The sequence below is a fragment of the Mameliella sp. MMSF_3455 genome (assembly GCF_030733205.1).
GTDB lineage: Bacteria > Pseudomonadota > Alphaproteobacteria > Rhodobacterales > Rhodobacteraceae > Antarctobacter.
On sequence record NZ_JASHJL010000017.1, the window covers coordinates 1 to 19,339 of the forward strand.

Annotated in this window: 17 protein-coding genes; 14 read left to right on the forward strand and 3 right to left on the reverse strand. The window is 63.7% G+C overall.

The window, feature by feature from the left end; translation table 11 throughout:
* Positions 1–548: 548 nt before the first annotated feature.
* Positions 549–1,604, reverse strand: coding sequence for a LacI family DNA-binding transcriptional regulator (locus tag RBB42_RS13920; protein ID WP_305972415.1), 1,056 nt, complete (start codon positions 1,602–1,604; stop codon positions 549–551).
* A gap of 104 nt (positions 1,605–1,708) precedes the next feature.
* Between RBB42_RS13920 and RBB42_RS13925 the strand changes: the two genes are divergently transcribed.
* The 8 genes from RBB42_RS13925 (at position 1,709) to RBB42_RS13960 (ending at position 9,531) form a co-directional block, all read left to right on the forward strand.
* Complete coding sequence (locus RBB42_RS13925) at positions 1,709–2,686, forward strand: Bug family tripartite tricarboxylate transporter substrate binding protein (RefSeq protein WP_305972414.1); 978 nt, start codon at positions 1,709–1,711, stop codon at positions 2,684–2,686.
* A 16-nt stretch (positions 2,687–2,702) separates the two neighbouring features.
* Complete coding sequence (locus RBB42_RS13930; protein ID WP_305972413.1) at positions 2,703–3,161, forward strand: tripartite tricarboxylate transporter TctB family protein; 459 nt, start codon at positions 2,703–2,705, stop codon at positions 3,159–3,161.
* A 12-nt stretch (positions 3,162–3,173) separates the two neighbouring features.
* Positions 3,174–4,688, forward strand: coding sequence for a tripartite tricarboxylate transporter permease (locus tag RBB42_RS13935; RefSeq protein WP_305972412.1), 1,515 nt, complete (start codon positions 3,174–3,176; stop codon positions 4,686–4,688).
* 4 nt (positions 4,689–4,692) lie between these two features.
* Positions 4,693–5,469, forward strand: coding sequence for an HpcH/HpaI aldolase family protein (locus RBB42_RS13940; RefSeq protein ID WP_305972411.1), 777 nt, complete (start codon positions 4,693–4,695; stop codon positions 5,467–5,469).
* A 13-nt stretch (positions 5,470–5,482) separates the two neighbouring features.
* Positions 5,483–6,331 carry a carbohydrate kinase family protein gene (locus RBB42_RS13945; protein WP_305972410.1) on the forward strand — a complete coding sequence of 283 codons (849 nt, stop codon included), beginning with the start codon at positions 5,483–5,485 and terminating at the stop codon, positions 6,329–6,331.
* 628 nt (positions 6,332–6,959) lie between these two features.
* Positions 6,960–7,994: an ABC transporter substrate-binding protein gene (locus RBB42_RS13950; RefSeq protein ID WP_305972409.1), complete on the forward strand. Its 1,035-nt coding sequence runs from the start codon at positions 6,960–6,962 to the stop codon at positions 7,992–7,994.
* A 53-nt stretch (positions 7,995–8,047) separates the two neighbouring features.
* The gene (locus RBB42_RS13955; protein WP_305972408.1) at positions 8,048–8,776 is read left to right on the forward strand and encodes an ABC transporter permease; all 729 of its coding nucleotides are present in this window, start codon (positions 8,048–8,050) and stop codon (positions 8,774–8,776) included.
* Complete coding sequence (locus tag RBB42_RS13960; RefSeq protein ID WP_305972407.1) at positions 8,776–9,531, forward strand: ABC transporter ATP-binding protein; 756 nt, start codon at positions 8,776–8,778, stop codon at positions 9,529–9,531. The genes RBB42_RS13955 and RBB42_RS13960 overlap by 1 nt, the downstream gene beginning before the upstream one ends.
* Positions 9,532–9,815: 284 nt before the next feature.
* Here RBB42_RS13960 and RBB42_RS13965 read toward each other — a convergent pair whose 3' ends face one another.
* Both RBB42_RS13965 and RBB42_RS13970 read right to left on the reverse strand, forming a co-directional pair.
* On the reverse strand, positions 9,816–10,820 hold the full coding sequence (locus RBB42_RS13965; protein WP_305972406.1) for a transketolase family protein: 1,005 nt from the start codon (positions 10,818–10,820) through the stop codon (positions 9,816–9,818).
* Positions 10,821–10,832: 12 nt separating this feature from the next.
* The gene (locus RBB42_RS13970) at positions 10,833–11,759 is read right to left on the reverse strand and encodes a transketolase (protein ID WP_305972405.1); all 927 of its coding nucleotides are present in this window, start codon (positions 11,757–11,759) and stop codon (positions 10,833–10,835) included.
* A gap of 90 nt (positions 11,760–11,849) precedes the next feature.
* On the opposite strand from RBB42_RS13970, the gene RBB42_RS13975 reads away from it, so the two are divergent.
* Genes RBB42_RS13975 through RBB42_RS14000 form a run of 6 tightly spaced genes read left to right on the forward strand, consistent with a single transcriptional unit; the run spans position 11,850 to position 19,292 of the window.
* Entirely contained in the window at positions 11,850–14,123 is a 2,274-nt protein-coding gene (locus tag RBB42_RS13975; RefSeq protein ID WP_306043719.1) for a molybdopterin-dependent oxidoreductase, read from the forward strand.
* An 11-nt stretch (positions 14,124–14,134) separates the two neighbouring features.
* A complete protein-coding gene (locus RBB42_RS13980) occupies positions 14,135–15,646 on the forward strand; it encodes an FGGY-family carbohydrate kinase (protein ID WP_305972403.1) in 1,512 nt (503 codons plus the stop codon).
* Positions 15,643–16,704, forward strand: a complete 1,062-nt coding sequence (locus tag RBB42_RS13985; RefSeq protein ID WP_306043433.1) for a zinc-binding dehydrogenase — start codon at positions 15,643–15,645, stop codon at positions 16,702–16,704. Before RBB42_RS13980 ends, RBB42_RS13985 begins: the two co-directional genes overlap by 4 nt.
* A complete protein-coding gene (locus RBB42_RS13990) occupies positions 16,704–17,369 on the forward strand; it encodes a class II aldolase/adducin family protein (protein ID WP_305972126.1) in 666 nt (221 codons plus the stop codon). Before RBB42_RS13985 ends, RBB42_RS13990 begins: the two co-directional genes overlap by 1 nt.
* A 2-nt stretch (positions 17,370–17,371) precedes the next feature.
* Complete coding sequence (locus RBB42_RS13995; RefSeq protein ID WP_305972125.1) at positions 17,372–18,349, forward strand: sugar-binding transcriptional regulator; 978 nt, start codon at positions 17,372–17,374, stop codon at positions 18,347–18,349.
* Positions 18,342–19,292 (forward strand): formylglycine-generating enzyme family protein, encoded by a 951-nt coding sequence (locus tag RBB42_RS14000; RefSeq protein WP_305972124.1) that lies wholly within the window; start codon positions 18,342–18,344, stop codon positions 19,290–19,292. The genes RBB42_RS13995 and RBB42_RS14000 overlap by 8 nt, the downstream gene beginning before the upstream one ends.
* The last annotated feature ends 47 nt before the right edge of the window (positions 19,293–19,339 follow it).

Below are 19,339 nucleotides of genomic sequence, written 5' to 3' on the forward strand. Positions count from 1 at the left end.
TCAACCAACCCGATCAGCAGGTGCAACGAGTAGCTTAAATTACGCCAGTTCCTATCCAAAAGATGGGGAGTAGCTCAATCTGGCCTTTCTCAACCGCTGCCGCTCAAGTGAACGGTTAATTGTATGCAGAGCGAGGCAACACACACTGCATAGGTCGGTCACATCATCAGAAACGCATGGGGGGCAAGTGTTTTGCGCCAAGATGCAGGGCCGCTTCGCCTCGCTCAAATGGCTGCATCTCGCCGGGGCGGTGGTAGCCTGAAAAGGATGAGCCTGTTGTCGAGCGTTCCCCGAAAGGCAAGCTGCTCGGATTAGAAACGTGTCGCTTGCGCTCAAATCCCTGCCGGGTCAGATGGGTCGGTCGCGAACCTGTTCCGCCGACCGTACTTGCCCGTGTTCAATGGCCCGCCGTTGCGGAGCCAAGGCGGCAGCGGAGGCAGAGCGCTACTGCCGAACGATGATCTCCGGACGGGTCTTGCGATATCAAAAAGCTTGGGTTTCACCCACCCGAGTCGCTGGTCAGGCCACCGCCCCCGCAGCACGACTGGTCATTCCAACACCGCAGGGCCAACCGTTCCACGGTGGATCAGCTTCGGAGTGAAAACCACCTCTGCGGTCAATGCGTCTGCGGAAATGATCTGGCGGGCCGCACCGCAACCGATACCGCTCTTGTCAACCTGGATGGTTGTAAGTCCCGGAGAGGTAAAGCTGGCTTCTTCCATGTCGTCGCAACCGATGATGGCGATGTCACGGCCGGGCATCATTCCGGCGTCATGGCAGGCCGCGATTACGCCGAAGGCGATCAGATCGCTGAAGCAGACAAACCCGGTAGGTGGATCCGGGCCTTCGTTGGCTGCGCGCGCGGCCTCGAATCCGAAACGGCGAGTCGTGGGGCCGTGCACGAGGCGGGGCGGTGGCGCCTCGCCATGGGCGGCGATCGCATTCAGGCACCCCTTGAGACGATTCCTCGCCGTCGAGGATTCGTGCCCGCCCCCGAGCCAGCACAGGCGCCTGTGACCGGCCTTCAGCAGGCATTCCGCCGCCATGCGTCCCGCCATGAGATCGTCATTGACGAATTGCGGAACTGGCAGACCTGGCATGGCGCGGGAAAATATCACTGTCGGAGTCGTTGCGGAAAGCGCTCCCTCGGGAACCAGCATGTCCAGGTCCGCCGGTGTCGTGCCGCGAACCGGGCAGAGAATGACCCCGCCCACCCCTTGTTCCAGCGCGGTTTGCAGGAACGCGCGCTGAAGGTCCGGGTCCTCGCGGGCGACGCCGAGGAACACATGGCGACCGTGTTTGGTCAACTCGTCCTGAATGTGTTTGAGGAATTCATTGAACACCGGGTTGGAAAGATCGCTGAGCCCGACGGCAACCAGACTGCTTCTGGATTGCCTGAGATCGGCCGCGGCGCGGTTGTATATATATCCAAGGCGTGCCGCGGTCGTGCGGATGCGTTCCGCGGTCTCCGGGGGGATCCGCGGATCGCGGCGCAATGCCAGCGAAACGGTGGAGACCGAGAGCCCCAGTTCGTCGGCAATGTCGCGCAGTCTGATCCGCCTTCTCATGCTTGCATAATATCCACCCGCGCTGCGGGTTTCCAACTTTATTCAATCGATTGACTAAGGGTCCGATGCTATGCTTCAAAGAGGTGCAGAACGACGTTCGGCTCCGCCGGCGCGTTGGCAAACCATCGGGAGGAGAAACCATGAAAACCGTGACAAAGGCCATAGCCGTGACCGCCCTGGTCGCCGGAGCAGGCACCGCAGTTCAGGCCCAGTCTTGTGACTGGCAGCCGGATCGGGCCGTTACATACATCGTTCCGTGGGGCGCCGGGGGCGGCACCGACGCCAATTCCCGCATGCTGGCGAGCATGCTGGAGCAGAAGTGGGATGTGCCTTTCAACGTGGTGAACCGTACCGGGGGCAACGGCGTGACCGGGCATTCCGCGATCGCGCGGGCTGATCCCGATGGCTACACCGTCGGCGCGGTCACGGTCGAGATCAATACGATGCATTGGGTCGGCCTGACGGACCTGACGATGGACGACATCACGCCCATCGCCCTGGTCGACATCGTCCCGGCCAGTGTCCTTGTCGGCAAGGACAGCCCCTTCGAGACGCTTGAGGGATTGCTGGACCATGCGCGCGAAAACCCTGGAGACCTGACCGGCTCGGGCACGTCGCTCGGCGGCATCTGGCACCTTGCCCTTGCCGGGATGCTGAACGCGGAAGGAATGGCGCCCGACGCGATCCGCTGGATTCCGTCGCAAGGGGCGGCGCCCGCGATGCAGGAACTGCTGGCCGGCGGCGTCGACGTGGCCACACCTGCGCTCTCCGAAGGCAAGTCGTTGGTCGAGGCGGGAGAGCTTCGCGCTCTCGCGTACATGCACGATTCCCCGATGGCCGCCTTGCCGGATGTCCCGCTGACCGCGAATGCGCTGGACAGCGGCTGGACGCTTGCCGCCTACATCACGATTTCCGGCCCGGGCGACATGCCCGAGGAAATCGCGTGCTCCTACGAAAAGGCGGTGGCCGAGATCGTCCAGACCGACGAATGGGCAGAATTCAAGGCCAGCCGCGGTGCAGAGGTCGTGTCGATGCCGTCGGCCGAACTCGTGGACTACATGAAGGCATCTGACGCCGCCCTGGGCGATACCATCAAAGCCGTCGGTCTGGCGAAGTGATCGCCCGGTTTCCCAGATGAACATCAACCGCGATGTGGTGACGGGGGCGGCGTTGATCGCCCTCGCCATTGCGATGGCCTGGAATGCACGGGGCTTTCCCCGGATTCCTGTCATGGCCTACGGGCCGGACCTGTTCCCGAACATAATCGCCACCGGGCTTGTTCTGTCCGGACTTGGCATATTGCTTGAAGCGCGCCGCGGAACTGCGCCGGAGCAGGAGGATACCCGACCGACCGCGTGGATTCCGTTCGTGACGCTGATCGGGATTGTCGCGGCTTTCACCATAATCCTGCCCTGGCTTGGATTTCACCTTTCCGCAGCCCTCGCTTTCGTTGTCGCCGCCCGGCTCTTCGGGGGCGGCTGGCCTGTCACGATCGGGCTCGCCGTAGTGGCCCCCTTTGCATTGCATTATGTCTTTTATTCGATCCTGCGTGTGGCTTTGCCCTGGGGCGTCCTGACGCCCTTGGCCTGGTAAGAGGATCTGGCGATGGACCTGATGGCAATCCTGTCGGCGGTGGCCGATCCGCTGATCATCACAACAGTTCTGGCCTGCACCTTGTACGGCGCGCTTGTCGGCGCGATGCCGGGCCTGACGGCCACGATGGCTGTCGCCCTGCTGGTGCCATTCACCTATTTCATGGATCCGGTGCAGGCCGTGGCGGCGATCGTCGCCACGACGACCACGGCAATCTTCGCCGGTGACATTTCGGGCGCGCTCCTGAAGATGCCCGGCACACCCGCTTCGGCGGCCTATGTCGAAGACAGTTATGCCCTCGCCCAAAACGGACAGCCCCGCACGACGCTGTTCGTCTCGCTCTTTGCCTCCGTGGTCGGCGGCGTGATCGGTGTTCTGATGCTGTCCTTGGCATCGCCGCAACTGGCGCGCCTTGCGACCAGTTTTTCCAGTGACGAGGCCTTCTGGCTTGCGACATTGGGGCTGAGCTGCGCGGTTTTCGTCGGCGGGTCTTCCGTGCCCCGAAATTTTGCCAGCCTGTTCATCGGGCTGGCCGTCGCAACCGTCGGGATCGACGTGGCAGTCGGACACCCCCGCTATACCTTTGGTCTGGACGAGCTTTACGATGGCATCAGTTTCATCCCGGCGATGATCGGCCTGTTCGCCCTTTCGGAACTGTTGCGCAACGCGGCGACGGGCACGGAGACTCGTCTTGGCAGGCTCACCGTCGAGCCCATTGCCCAGGCCCTGCGGAATGCGGCAGCAGAAATCCGACGGCGGTGGGCGAGCGTCTTGCGCTCGGGGACCGGTGGCACCGTGATCGGTGCTCTGCCCGGCGCCGGTGCGGACGTTGCCGCCTGGATCTCCTACGCGCTGTCGCGGCGTTTCTCACGTACACCGGAGAAATTCGGCAAGGGCCATCTGGAAGGGATCGTTGACGGGGGCGCGGCCAACAATGCCGCCGTCGCCGGGGCATGGACGCCTGCACTTGTCTTCGGCATCCCCGGCGACAGCGTGACGGCAATCGCCATCGGCGTCTTGCTGATGAAGGGGCTGACGCCGGGCCCCGATATTTTCACCAGCGACGCAACGCTGGTCTACACGCTGTTCGGCGCCTTCCTGTTGGCAAACGTCCTGATGGTGATAACCGGCGGCCTGGCCATCGCCATGGCAACCCAGCTTCTGCGCGTGCCGCGTTCGGTCCTGATGCCGCTGGTCCTGATGCTGTCGATGATCGGCGGCTACGCGATCATGGGCAGCACCATGGCGATCTGGATCATCCTTGTGCTGGGGGTTGTCGGCTATGCCATGGCGCGGGCCGGAATACCCTTGGCGCCTGCGATCCTGGGCATCGTGCTCGGCCAAGTGGTGGAAGACAATTTCATGGTGTCGATGATGAAGGCACAGGGCGACATTACCCAGTTCTTCGAACGGGACGCTGCAGCGGTCCTCGGAGTGATCACGCTGGTGGTCTGGGGCGTGCTTCTGCTGCGCGCCGTATTGGACATGTTCGGCCCGAGAAGGGCAAGAGGCAGGAAGGAAACCTAAACCCATGACAGGACAGAATACTCTCAAGAAGCGGCTGAAGTCGGGTGAAACCGTGGCCGCCGCCTGGCTGGAACTCGGGTCGCCCGACGTGGCGGAATTGCTGGTTCATGCCGGCTGGGACGTTCTGGTGATCGATTGTGAACATGGCATTGCGGGTCTGGAAGAGGGGCTCGGCCTGATCCGCGCGGTCGAGGCCGCCGGGGGACAGGCGGTTGTGCGCGTTCCCGACCCGTCCGAGGCGACGCTGAAGCGCGCGCTGGATCGCGGTGCACGGTCCATCATGGTGCCGATGGTCCATTCCGCCGCGATGGCACGCGACATTGCGCAGGCCTGTCTTTACCCGCCGCGGGGGCGGCGCGGGTATGCCGCACCCATCGTGCGGGCAACTGGGTTCGGCGATGTGACCGACTATGCCAGGGCCGTCGCGCATGACGAATTGCTTCTCATGGTCCAGATCGAGCATGTCGATGCCGTGAAAGATGTCGCCGCGATTGCCGAGATCGACGGGATCGACATGGCGTTTGTCGGTCCGAACGACCTGGCCGCGTCGATGGGCCATCTGGAGGATCTGACCCATGGCGACGTGCGCACGACGATCAGCGAGGTCGAATCCAGCGCAAACGGCGCCGGCCTGATGCTTGGCACGATCGAGGGTGCCGGACGGGATTATGCGGCGCTGCGCGATGCGGGCTATCGTTTCATCGTCGGACCCAACGACATTTCCATGTTGGGCCATGCGGCGAGGGCCGCGCGCAACACATGCACCGAAAATCTCGCCTGAAGGGGCGCCGTTCGTGACACGGGTCGTCTGTGGCGGATTGGTCGCGCTGGACCTTGTGCTGGACGTGGCCGCCCACCCGACCGTCGGAGAAAAGCACAGGGCGCCAGCCTCCCGCCTTTCCGTGGGAGGCGGCGCCTGCAATGCGGCGGCGGCAATCGCGCGGCTGGGTGGGCATGCCATGCTGGTCGGCACTGTTGGCGACGACGCCTTCGGAGAGATCCTGCGCGCGCGCATCCGGGACATCGGGATCGACGACAGCCTGCTGCGTACGTCCACCAAGACCAGGACAGCGCATTCCGCTATCACCATCACGCCGGATGGCGAGCGCACGATTGTCAATTTTCGCGTTGATGCGGAAATGGACAGCGCGGCCCTCCTGCCGGATCGCCTTGCCTTCGAGGCTGCCCTTGCAGACACGCGATTCCCCATCATGGCCGAGGCGCTGATGGGGGCGGCCAGACGCAGGCGGGTTCCGGGCGTGATGGACGCCGAGGCGCCCGTTGCACCTGCCTTGAAGGCGTTGCGCGCGGCGAGCCACGTCGCGTTCTCTTCGCAAGGGCTGCAGGACTTTTGCGGAGGGGCGGACGGTCAGGCGCTCGAGGAGGCGTCGGCGCGCCTCGGCAGGTGGGTCGGCGTCACGCGAGGGGCCGACCCGGTATCGTGTCACGACGGGACGTCGATGATCGACGTGCCTGTGCCGGACGTCACCCCGATCGATACCCTTGGTGCAGGAGACACCTGGCACGCGGCCTTTGCGCTCGCACTGGCTGAAGGGGCCACGGAAACCGAAGCGATCCAGAGCGCGAACGAAACCGCCGCCCAAAAGGTGTGCCGTTTACCGCCGTGGGACGAACCGACATGACGCGCCCTTAGACATGGCCATAACCTTCGATGCTCTTGTCCGGGGGCAGGGCTGACTTCGCTCTCGCTGCATCCCGCACCGTGGCATCGTGTCTGCGCCAAGGTTGCTCTGCCGCCCGACATTGGGCCCCGGCAGCGGGATTTACCGTGGGTCTACCTGACTGCCTTGGAGGCGGGATCGGAGACAAAGGCGGTCATCGGCAAGGTGTGACCTTCTAGGCCCCAAGGCCTTCATCGATTGGCAGAGCAATGATACGGACCAACCCGATCAGCAGGTGCGACGAGTGGCTCAGATTAAGCCAAATCCTGTTCAAGAGATGGGGAGGCGCCGGGTCCTGAGCCTGTGTTCCGTGGAGCGCCTTGGTCGGTCGTGATGCCAGATGTGTTCTCCCTTGGGACGCAATGCGTGGCCAAGGGAGCAGCATCACATTGCTGCAGGCCCAAGTCTCACTGAAATTTCCGCCTCCCGCTCGGTGAGTTGCGAGTGTCAACGAGCACGGGGTTGCCCTCGCGCGCTCCGTGAGAATTGTCATTTGAGAAAAAAATTGACAAAAGTAAAGTTGAGCGAGATAGTAGAGTGATCGATGCCTGAGCATCAGGTTCCGCGATCTGCCACGAGGGAGGACAAGATGGCAAATTCGAGAACGAGCTACGTGTCGCGCCGTGCGTTCCTGAAGGGAGGCGCCGCTGTCGGGACAGCACTGGCAGCGCCGACGTTCTTCGTCGGAAAGGCCCATGCCGCAACCGAAAAGCTGAGCGTCGGCATCATCCCGGCATATTCCTTTGGCATCTATTGGCTGGTGCAGGACCAGGGATTTGCGCCTGGCGTCGAAATGGACTTCAGCGTCTTTCCCTCGGGTCCGCCCGCGATCGAGGCCATGGTCGGCGGATCCGTCGATGCCATCACGGTCGGTTCGGTCCCGCCGCTGGCCGCCATGGCGCGCAAGGTGGCCGCCTTCCGTGAAATCTCTGTTTGCGGGGACGCTTCGGGACTGTTCACCATCGTAGGCAGACCGGGGCTGGAAGGCCTGTCCGACCTCGAGGGCAAGCGTATTGCCGTAACATCCGGGTCGAACTTCGATTTCTTCCTTGGTGTGGCGCTGGAACAGGCCGGATTGGCCGAAATGCCGCTGACGCGCATCAACATGGAACCCATCGACGCGCAGGCGGCACTGATCGCCGGGGCGGTGGACGCCACCGTGCCGCTGGCCACCTCGCGCCAGTTGATCTTTGAAAAACTGCCTGGCGCCAGCATGTTGGCCGAAGGCGCTGCCATGCCGATCGACAAGCGCCCGTCGATCATGGATGTCTTCATGACCACGCAACCGGTGCTGGATGCCAAGCAGGACGCCTTGACCGAAGTCGTGCGGGCCTTCCACGATCAAGGGGTCGGGATGCTGCGAGAGGACAATGCCGAGGTCGTCCAGCGGATGATCAAATGGCAAAGCGGCATTGGCCGGGCGGGCGTCACGACCGCCGAGGTGGAGCCGTTGCTGAACGGGTATTTCTACTTCGACACAGACGAGATCAAATCGGTCTATGCGGATGGCATTCTTGAGAATGCGCTGCGCGTCCAGTCCGAGTTCCTGGTCGAAAACGACCGGATCCGCAACATGCCTGATCTGGATGCGCTGGTGTCCGATAAGATCATTGCACGGCTCTGAAACCCATGACTGTAATGAATGCCCTTCGTTCAAGGCGCCTCTGGTTGGGCGCCTTGTCTATCGCGCTGGTTTTCGCGTTCTATATCTGGATCACGAACCGGCCCGACAACAACCCCGCGCTGCTGCCGCCGATTTCGGATATCGTGGCGTCCTTTTTCACCAACCTGGAAAGTGGCAATCTGCTGACTGCCCTGGGGGCCAGCCTGTTCCGGATCGCGATGGGCTTTTTCATCGGGACCACCCTTGCGCTGGTCATCGGCTGCCTTATCGGCTGGTACAAGGTCGTGGAATACCTGCTGGATCCGCTGATCGAGGCGCTGCGCCCGATCCCGCCGCTGGCCTATATCCCGATCATCATCATCTGGTTCGGGATCGGCGAATTCAGCCGCGTACTGATCATCACCATCGCCTGTTTCATGGTCTGCGTGGTCAACGTGATCGCGGGCATGAAGAACGTCCCGCAAGTCTATGTGGATGCGGCGTCGACCATGGGCGCGTCCCGTTTCCAGGTATTCCGGACTGTCGCGGTTCCGGCAGCGACACCGTTCATCATCACCGGTTACCGCATCGCCCTGGCCGCCGCCTGGACCACGCTGGTCGCCTCTGAGCTTCTGGCGGCGCAGAACGGTCTTGGCTTTCTGTTGCAGGAAGGGCGGCGCTATTTCATGACCGACCAGGTGATGATGATCATCGTGATCATCGGCGGCTGCGCCTTCATCATGGATCGCATCTTTCGCAAGATTCAGTCTCATCTCATGCAATGGTCGGAGGCCCGGGAATAATGCCCGAGATCAGGATCGAAAATCTCAGTCACACCTTCGGCAAGGGCGGCGCCAACGCCCTGACCGTTCTGGACAACATCAACCTTCAGTTCGAATCCGGCTCGTTCAATTCGATCATCGGAACGTCGGGTTGCGGTAAGTCCACGCTGCTCAAAATGATGGCGGGCCTGTTCACCCCGTCGGACGGGCAGATGACATTGGACGGAAATGTGATCGAGGGCACCGACCGGCGCCGAGGCATGGTGTTCCAGCAGGACGCGGTCTTTCCCTGGATGACGGTGGCCCGCAATATCTCGTACGGGCCGCGTTTGCGTGGTGCGTCGAACAAGGAACAGGCCGAGGTCGAGGCGAAATGGACCGAGATGGTGGGGCTGAAGGGGTTCGAGGACCGCTGGCCGCGTGAATTGTCCGGCGGCATGCGCAAGCGGGTCGATATCGGACGGGTCTATGCCAACGATCCCGACGTGTTGTTGATGGATGAGCCCTTTGGCGCGCTGGACGCCCAGACCAAGGAGCGGATGCAGTCCGACCTTCTGACCACCTGGCAGAAGTCCCGGAAGACCGTCGTTTTCGTCACCCATGACATCGAAGAGGCGATCTTTCTGTCCGACAAGATCATCGTCCTGTCGTCGCGCCCGGGCCGGGTGCATCACATCGAAGAGGTCAGCCTGCCGCGTCCACGCAATGACGAGATGCGGCTGACCGAAGAATTCCTCGACATCAAGCGCCGGCTCTGGGGCATGCTGGATCACTGAGGTTTCCTTTCCTCCCCGCCCGAAAGGGCACTTGTCACCGCGCCGATCCCCGGATCGGCGCGGTTTTTTTGGGGACGCCAAGGCGGCAAGATCCAGCGCGGCCCGATGGTGGATCGGGCACCCATTTGCTGGGGGCTTTTGTCGAATTGAGAGACGCGGCCGGGGCAGGGCGTGCACGGCCGGGCGATCCCGGCGGGGATGACAGGTCGATGGATTGTGGCGCCTTGCAAAGAAAAACGCCCCGGTTTCCCGGGGCGTTTTTGTGGTCGGAATGTCCGGCCCGGTTATAGGGCCTCGGCCTTGACCAGCGAATGTACGTCATCCACGCGGGCTTCGGCCAGGTCGTCCTCGGTGATGCCGAAGTTCTGGCCCATCAGGTCTTCGATTCCACCGACCAGCGCCAGCGCGTCCAGCCCGTAGTACCGCATCAAATAGGCGCGCGAGCCGCCATGTGCATAGGTGTCCTTCAGTCCCAGCCGCACCAGCCGCTTGCCAACACCGGCATCGGCCATGGTCTCGGCCACCAGCGAGCCGACGCCGCCTTCGGTGACGTGGTTTTCCAGCGTGACAACGCCGTGTTTGACCGAGCTAATGTGATCCAGCAGTTGCTTGTGATCGAAAGGCTTGATCGTGTGCAGGTGGATGTGCCGGATCGACAGGCCGGCATTGGTCAGGGCCGAGCGGGCGCGCATCGCCTCTTCGGTGCTGATGCCCGAGGAAACGACGAGGATGTCACTCCCTTCCGACAGTACCCGCATCTCGCCCACCTTGATCGGCGTGTCGAAGAGGCGTGGCACCGATCCGCGCAGCACCCGGCACCAGACCGGCCCGTCGATGCTGTCGGCGGCTTCGCAGATGCTTTCGACCTCGGTGGCGTCGCCGGTTTCGAGGATTGTCATGTTGGGGATCGAGCGCATGACCGAGATATCCTCGATCGACTGGTGCGTCATGCCGCCCGGCGTGGTCACCCCGGGCAGAAAACCCATCAGCCGGACCTTGCGACGGGGATAGGCGATCGACGCCATGAGCTGATCGTAGGGCCTGCGGTACATGAAGACGCCGAAGGTGTGAATGAAAGGCCGGAACCCGGCAAGGCCGAGGCCGCCGGCAAAGCTCAGCATGTTCTGTTCGGCCATGCCCAGCGACAGGAACTGATCCGGGTGCCGGTCGCGAAAACCGTCGATCTCGCACGAAGAGGTGAGATCGGCGGAGAGGCAGAGGATATCGGGCTTGCCGGCGGCGAATTTTTCGAAGGCCGAGGCGTAGGGGCGGGATACCATTTCAACCATGTGCGGGTCTCCTCAATGGGCGTAATCGACAGGATCGACGCCCAGATCGGCGGCAATCGAGGTGTTGAAGCGGGCGCGTTCGTCCTCGGACTTGAACCGGACATAGTGCAGCCGGGGGAACCGTTCCTCGAGGATCGGCATGGTTTGATAGGGCGAGGTGCGCGCGAGGATGATCAGCGGTTTGCCTTCATGCGGTTCGTTCACCGCGTCGCGCATGGCGCCCACGTCGTGGCCGTCGATCTCGACGCAGGCGGCGCCGAACTCGATGAATTTGCGGCGGATGTCGCCCACTTCCATCACGCTGTCCATCGCGCCATCGCATTGCTGGTCGTTGACGTCCATGATGGCGCAGAGGTTGTCGATGCCGTGGAACCGCGCCGCCTGGACCGCTTCCCAGGTCTGGCCTTCCTGAACCTCGCCGTCGGACATGAAGACCCAGGTCCGGCCCGGCTCACCGCGCAGTTTTCGGCCATAGGCAAGGCCCGCCCCGGTCGAGAGGCCGATGCCCAGGGTGCCGTTGTGCACCTCCATGCCCGGCGAATGTTCTGCCCCGATCATCTCGACCGAGGAGCCATCCTTGTTGAACATTTCCAGCCCTTCGGGCGCCATTCGGCCGACCTCGATCAGCGTGGCATAGGCCACCAGCGCGTAATGCGCGGGCGCAATGAACAGCCGGTCGAACTCTGGCGCGGCGGGGCCGTTGTACCCGGCGCCAGTGTGGTAATCGGGGTTGGAGGGGGAGGGGACGCCGCCAAACGGCTTGGGGATCATCGGCAGGGTCGGTGCGCCCAGCTTCAATTCCTCATTGTAGAGCCACGCCAGCTGCTCGGCGGCAGAACAGGCCTGGCTCAGGTAACCGCCGTTGTTCCGGATCGTATGTTCGAAAACGCGGCGCCGAATCCCCAGCGCGACGTCTTCGGTGGTTCTTTCGTTTTGCATGGCTTCCTCTCGATTGGATCTTTACAAAAGTCACTAAATCGATCATATGTAAAAGTCAAGCGCCACGGCCTGCGCGGGAAGGGAGGGATGATGAAATACACCGCAGCACATTGGGGGGCATATCGGATCGAGAGCGACACACTGCGCCCGGTCGAGGATGACCCGCATCCGTCGCGCATTGGCCGTGGTTGGCTGTCTGCAGCCCGGGACGAGAACAGTCGCATCCTTGCGCCGATGGTGCGCGAAGGCTGGCTTGACGGGGACGGCGGCGCCAACCGGGGGCGCGATGGCTATCGCGAGATGACCTGGGCGCAGGCCACCGCGTTGGTCGCGCGCGAGATCAGGTCCGTGCGCAAGGTGTACGGCAACCGGGCGATTTTTGGCGGTTCCTATGGCTGGGCCAGCGCCGGACGGTTTCATCATGCCCAAAGTCAGATGCGGCGGTTCCTGAACCTTGTGGGGGGCTGTGTGGCCAGCCACGAGACCTATTCCCATGCCGCTGCAGAGGTGCTGTTTCCTCATGTGCTTGGTCTCAGCAATCGCGGCATGTTCGACGCGATGACCAGTCTGAGCCTCGTCGGGGAGCATTGCGATGTGTTGCTGGCGCTTGGCGGGATTTCAGAACGGACAGCGCAGATTTCCTCGTCCGGCGTGACCCGCCACGACATTGGCGCGCCGCTGCAGCGAATGCGGGACCGGGGCGGGCGGATCATCAATGTCTCGCCGCGCGGCACGGATCTGCCCGGAGCGGAGTGGCTGTCGATCCGGCCCGGCACCGATGCGGCCTTTCTGCTGGCGCTGTCCTACGAGGTGGTCAAGGCCGGGCGCGCGGATGAGGATTTCCTTTCCACCCGCACCAGCGGCTGGCCGGAATGGCGCGCTTACCTGATGGGCGAGACGGACGGCGAGGCGAAGAGCGCCGATTGGGCCGCGCCTCTCTGTGACATTGCCGCCGATGAAATCCGCGCGCTGGCGTTGGTGCTGGCCGACAACCGCAGCATGGTGGCGCTGAACTGGGGCCTGCAACGGGCCGATCACGGGGAACAGGTGATCTGGGCCGCGCTGGGGCTGGCCTCGATCCTCGGTCAGATCGGCCAGCCCGGCACGGGGTTCGGGTTTGGCTATGGCTCGACCACGCCGGTGGGGCGCCCGATCCGCTGGATCGGCTGGCCCTCGGTGTCGCAGGGGCAGAACCCGGTGAAGGACGCCATTCCCGTGGCGCGGCTGGCCGACATGCTGCTGAACCCGGGGCATCCCTATCGTTACGACGGAGAGACACGGGTCTATCCCGATATTCGTCTGGTCTATTGGTGCGGCGGAAATCCGTTCCACCACCATCAAGACCTCAACCGGTTGGAGCAGGCCTGGACCCGGCCCGAGACGGTAATCGTGCAGGATCACAGCTGGACCGCAACCGCGCGGCGGGCCGATATCGTGCTGCCGGCGACGACGCCGTTCGAACGCGAAGACATGATGATCAACCGGCGCGATCCGTCTCTGTTCTACATGTCAAAAATGCACGAGCCGATGGGGCAGGCGCTGGACGATCACGAGATTTTCCGCAGGCTGGCCCGGCATCTGGGTGTAGAAGACGCCTTTACCGAGGGGCGCGACACCGAAGACTGGCTGCGCCACCTCTGGGCGCGCGCGCAAGGCGTGGCGCAGGAAAACGGGTTCTCGCTGCCGGACTTCGAGACCTTCCGCGAGAAAGGGCGTTTTGACGTGCCGGATGCCTTCGAGGAAAAGGTGGCGCTGCAGAAATTTGTGGCCGATCCCGTGGCCAACCCGCTGTCGACCGAAAGCGGGCGGATCACGCTCGGCAACCGGACGATTGCCGAATTCGGGCTGGAGGATTGTCCGGGGCATCCCTCGTGGCTGACACCCGTCGAAAGCCTGCTGCACGCGGCCGAGGATGAGCTGCACCTGATTTCAGGTCAGCCCGACACGCGCCTGCACGCGCAGAACGACCGCGGCAGCGAGGCGCAGGCCGACAAGGTTCAGGGCCGCGAACCGGCCAGTCTGCACCCGGATACCGCCGCGCGCTTCGGGTTGCAGGAGGGCGACGTGATCCGGATCTACAATGCGCGCGGGGCCTGTCTGGCCGGTTTGCGGCTGGACCCGTTGCTGCGGCCGGATTGTATCGCGCTGGCGACCGGTGCCTGGTTCGATCCGCAGGAAGTGGCGGGCGAGAGGCTTGAGGTGCATGGCAACCCCAATGTGCTGACCCTCGACAAGGGGTGTTCGGAGTTGAGCCAGGGCAATTGTGCCCATACCGCGCTGGTGCGTGTCGCGAAATGGACGGCGCCATTGCCGCCCCTGAGCGTGGATCGCCCGCCCAGGATCACGCCGGTGCAACCGAAATGAAGGAGGCCGCTTTGACGAAACTCTGGCTTGGGCTGGATGTCGGCACCACTGCCGTGAAGGCCGCCGCCTACCGCCCCGATGGCACACAGGTCGCGCAGGCCGATGCGCCCAGCAAGGTGATTCAGGTCCCCGGCGGCGGTAGCGAACAGGACATGGATCAGGTCTGGGAGACCGTGGTGGCGGTGTTGTCGGACCTCGTGGCTCAATGCGACGGCGCAGAGTTCCGGTCTCTGGGCATCGCCGCGCAGGGCGACGGGCTGTGGTGTGTGACCGGGGAGGGCCGACCGGCGGGGCCGGCGATGCTGTGGAACGACACGCGCACCGCAGATGACCTTGCCGAACTCGAAGAGGCCGGCGCGACCGGTCTGATTGGACGCGGCTGTCATACCTCGCTCTGGTCCGGCACGTCGGGGATGCTCTGGCGCTGGGTCCGACAGAACCGTCCCGAGATGGCGGCGCAGACCGCGCATGTGATGACCTGCGTCGACTGGATCGGGCTGAACCTGACCGGGGCGCTGGCCACGGATTTCTCGGACGCGACGATCCCGTTTCTGGACATAGCCAGCCGCGCGTATGCGGCCGCGCAACTGGAGGCGCTGGATTGCGCCGACCTGGCCGACAAGCTGATCGCGCCGCAAAGCGCCGACAGCGCGCTTGGGCAAGTGTCGGCAAGAGCGGCCAAGGCGACCGGCCTGCCCGAGGGGCTCCCGGTCTCGGTCGGCACGCTGGACCTATCGGCGATGATCGTCGGCATGGGGCTGCACCGAGCGGGTGAGACGATGATGATCATGGGCACTACCGCCGTGGTCAATATCCTGACCGATCGGATCACCCCGACGGAGGCACCGGTTGGCGCAAGCTGCCTGCATCCGACCGCGCCCGTCACCATCCGCGTTCTTGCCCCCACAACCGGTGCAGCCGCCTTTGACTGGTTCGCGGCGCTGCACCCCAAAAGCCTTGGCGGCGCCTCTGCCGGAGAGGTGGCGCAGCGAATGAACACGCTGGTCGAACAGGTGCCGCCGGGGGCGGGAGGCGTGACCTTCCTGCCCTATCTCAACGGCGAACGTGCGCCTTTCGTGGCACCCAACCTGCGGGCGGCCTTTCACGGGCTGTCCTCGACCACGACCACCGGAGAGATGGGCCGGGCGGTCATGGAGGGCGCGGCATTGAGCCTAAGGCATTGTTTCGAGGAGGAAACCGGCCTGCCGACCGCCCCTGTTCAGCTGACAGGAGGCGGGTCGAAGAACCCGGTCTGGTGTCAGATCATCGCCGATGTGGTTGGCCAGCCGGTGCTGGTCAGCTCGGCTTCGGATCATGGGCTGTGGGGGGCGGCGGCACTGGGGGCCTCTGCCTCTGGCCTGGGCGAGGCCGTCGAACTGGCCCGGCGCGACGAGGCGCTACAGCGTTACGACCCGGAAAACCACGCCGCCTACACCCCCGTCTACCGGCGCTATGCCGCCATTTCACGCCATCACCGCGCCTTGCAGGCCGAACTCAATTCCTTGCGGGAGACCAGACTATGACCAACATGATGACTGCCGCCGTGCAGTATGCGATCGACGACATCCGCATCGAGGATCGGCCCGTCCCCGAGATCGGCCCCGGCGAACTGCTGCTCAAGACGCTGGCATGCGGATTGTGTGGCGGCGAGACCATGGCCTGGTACAAGACCGAGCCCAAGGTGCTGGGGCATGAGCCGGTGGGTGAGGTTGTCGAGGTCGGTGCCGGGGTGACCGATTACAAGATCGGCGACCGGGTCTTTGTCAATCACCACGTCGGGCGGGTCAATTCGCACCTGTCGCGGCGCGGCCATTTCACCCGCGATCCGTTCTACAAGTCGATGAAACTCGATCCCGGCGGGGTCTGCGACTACTACCGGGTGACTGCACAGCACCTGGCGATGGATGCACACAAACTGCCGGATTCGATTTCCACAGAGGCGGCGGTGACCATCGAGCCATGGTCCTGCGTGCTGTCGGGGTTGAAGGTCTGCAACATCCAGCCCGGCGATACCGTCGCCGTTGTGGGGGCGGGTTTCATGGGGCAGGGGTTTGTCCACCTCGCGCCGCTCTTTGGTGCGGGCAAGGTGGTGGCTCTGGACTTTTCCGACTGGCGGCTGGCCCGCGCGCGTGAATTCGGTGCGACCCACACCATCAACCCCAAGAACGAAGACGCGGTCGAGGCGATGCGCGCGCTCAACAATGGGCGACTGGCCGATACGGTGATCGTCATCGCGCCCTTTGCGCCCGCATGGGATCAGGCCTTGGCCCTGACCGAGGTGGGCGGCTGTCTGCATCTTGGCGCGCCGATGCCGCCGGGCGAAACCTGGGCGCGCGACGGCAATGCCGCCTATTTCGACCAGATCACCGTCACCTCGCGCTATTCTTCGGACCACACTGACACCTACAGCTATATCCGCCTGCTGGAGGCGGGGCGGATTAATGCAGAGGCGGCGATTTCCCATCGTTTCGACATCGCCGATACGCCCGAGGCGTTCCGGATGCTGGTAGAGGCGGAAAAGAGTCTCAAGATCGTTGTCTATCCACACGGCATCCCCGCCGCCAAGCAGGAGGCCGCGTGATGCTTGAAGCGCTGAAGGAAGAGGTCTGCGAACAGAACCATGAATTGCCGCGCAACGGACTGGTGGTGGGTTCCGGCGGCAATGTCTCGGGTCGGGACCCCGAGAGCGGGCTGGTGGTGATCAAGCCTTCGGGCGTCAAATTCGCCAAGCTGACCCCGGAAACGATGGTGGTGGTCGATCTTGACGGCAAGGTGGTCGAGGGCGAGATGAAGCCTTCGGTCGATACCGGCATTCACCTGTATGTATATCGCCACAGGTCGGATGTGAACGGCATGTGCCACACTCATTCTCCCTACGCATCGAGCTTTGCGGCGCGGGGGGAGCGGATTCCGGCGGTGCTGACACCGATCACCCATATCCTGGGTCGTGACGTGCCCTGTTCGCGCTATGCGACGCCGGGCGAGGTTGATACGGGCGAGGCGATCCTAGAGGCGGCCGACGGTGGCATGGCCGCACTGGTCAAGGCGCACGGGGTTTTTACCATGGGCAAATCCGCGAGTGAGGCAACATCCGTGGCGATGTACCTTGAAGAGGCCGCGATGACCACGCATCTGGCCATGTTGCGCGGTCCGGTCGAGGAACTGCCGCAGGATGAGATCGACCGCTGCTATGCCTGGTTCCGGCAGAACTATGGTCAAGCGGGGGCAAAGAAGGTAAACGCTTGAGGATGAACAAAACTGCCCCGCCGTCGCACATCTCCGGTGAGAAGGAAGCGCTGCTGTCCAACGTGGCGCTGCTTTACTACGGCGAGGGTCTGACCCAGGGCGAAATCGCCAAGCGCATGAAGGTCAGCCGCGCGACCATCGTCAACATGCTGCGCGAAAGCCGCGAGTTGGGCGTGGTCGAGATCCGGGTGGATGGGCATTACCTCACCGGGTCCTCCCTGGCCCGCGATCTGCGCGAGAAGTTCGGCCTGGTGGATGTCTACGTCGCGCAGCCAGCCTCGGACGAGGTGCCGCTGGGCAGGACCGAGGCCTTGGCGCAATTGGCGCGAGTCGCCGCGATGGCGCTGCTGGACGTGGTCGAGCCGGGCGACCGGCTGGGCGTCGCCTGGGGCGAGACGATCATGGCGGTTGCCGACACCATGCCGCGCAACGCGGTGGCGGATGTCGAGGTCTGCCAGTTGATCGGATCGATGATCTCGGACCGGGTGCCCGCCTCGGAGAACTGCACGATCCAGATCGCGAACAAGCTGGGTGCTCAATGCTACACCCTTCATGCGCCCGGGTTGATTTCGAACGCCGAACTGGCACTGCAAATCCGCGAAGAGCCGACCATCCGGATGCAGCTGGACCGGTTGAAGGCGTTGGATATGGCGATCTATTCGGTGGGCAACGTCCATCCCGAAACCCACCTCGTTGCTGCCGATATGGCGAGCGAGAAAACTTTGGCCGACGCCGTCGGTGCCGGGGCGGCGGGTATCCTCTGTTGCCGGTATCTTTCTGCCGCGGGGGAGCAGATCGACATGCCGCCGCATGACCGTCTGATTGCCGCAACCCTTGGCGATTTGCGGAACGCACGCAAGAAACTGCTTGTCGTCTGCGGTCGGGATCGGGCAGAGGCGACCCTTGCCAGCATCCGCGGCGGGTTGGCGACGCATCTCGTTGTGGACAAGGCGCTCGCCCTCGAGTTGATGAATGACTGAAGGTCCGGAAACGCCCGCGAAATCCGCCTGTTGCGCTCCTGCCGCCAGACGCGGCGGGGCATGGGCCGCGACCGAGGTCATCGCGCGCGGAAGTGCGACCCGCCCACCCACGGCACGGATACCGGGTGGCAAGGCCCTGGTGGGTACGGATCATCCCCATCTGATCGAGGATGCCGAAGGCCCTCTGCGGACCAAGACCGTGGCCCCGTTCGAGATCGGCATCACCACGGTCACCAACGCGCAATTCGCCGAATTCGTCGACGCGACAGGGTATGTCACCGAGGCCGAACGCTTTGGCTGGTCGTTCGTGTTCTGGAGCGAGGTAAGCGCCGAGGTTGGCCCGACCCAAGGGGTGGCCAACGTGGAATGGTGGAGGCGGGTGGACGGGGCCAACTGGCGCGACATCAACGGGCCCGGAACGGCAGAGAATGCCTGGTTCCCGGATCACCCGGTGGTTCAGGTCAGCTGGAACGATGCCCGCGCCTATGCCAAGTGGATTGGCGGCCGGCTCCCGACCGAGGCCGAGTGGGAACATGCCGCCCGTGGCGGATTGGGCGACGTGCCGTACCCCTGGGGGCATGAAGAGCCTGACGATACGGCGCATTTTCCCTGCAACATCTGGCAGGGCCGCTTTCCGGACAGGAACCTTGGGCTGGACGGTCACCTGACGACAGCGCCGGCCATGTCCTTCGAGCCCAATGGCTACGGGCTCTACAACCTCGTCGGAAATGTGTGGGAATGGACGGCGGAGCCGTTTCGCATCCGCTCTCTCAAGCGCGGCGCAAAGGCGCGACAGGCGGCGATGAAAGGATACAAGCTGGCGAAGGGCGGGTCGTTTCTTTGCCACAAGAGCTATTGTTATCGTTACCGCATCGCGGCCCGCACCGGCAATTCCCCCGAGAGCACGACCACACACACAGGATTCCGCGTCGTCTGGGGCTAAGGTGGATCAGGCCGTCCGTCGGGGGCTTCGATCAGGGGCGGAACGTC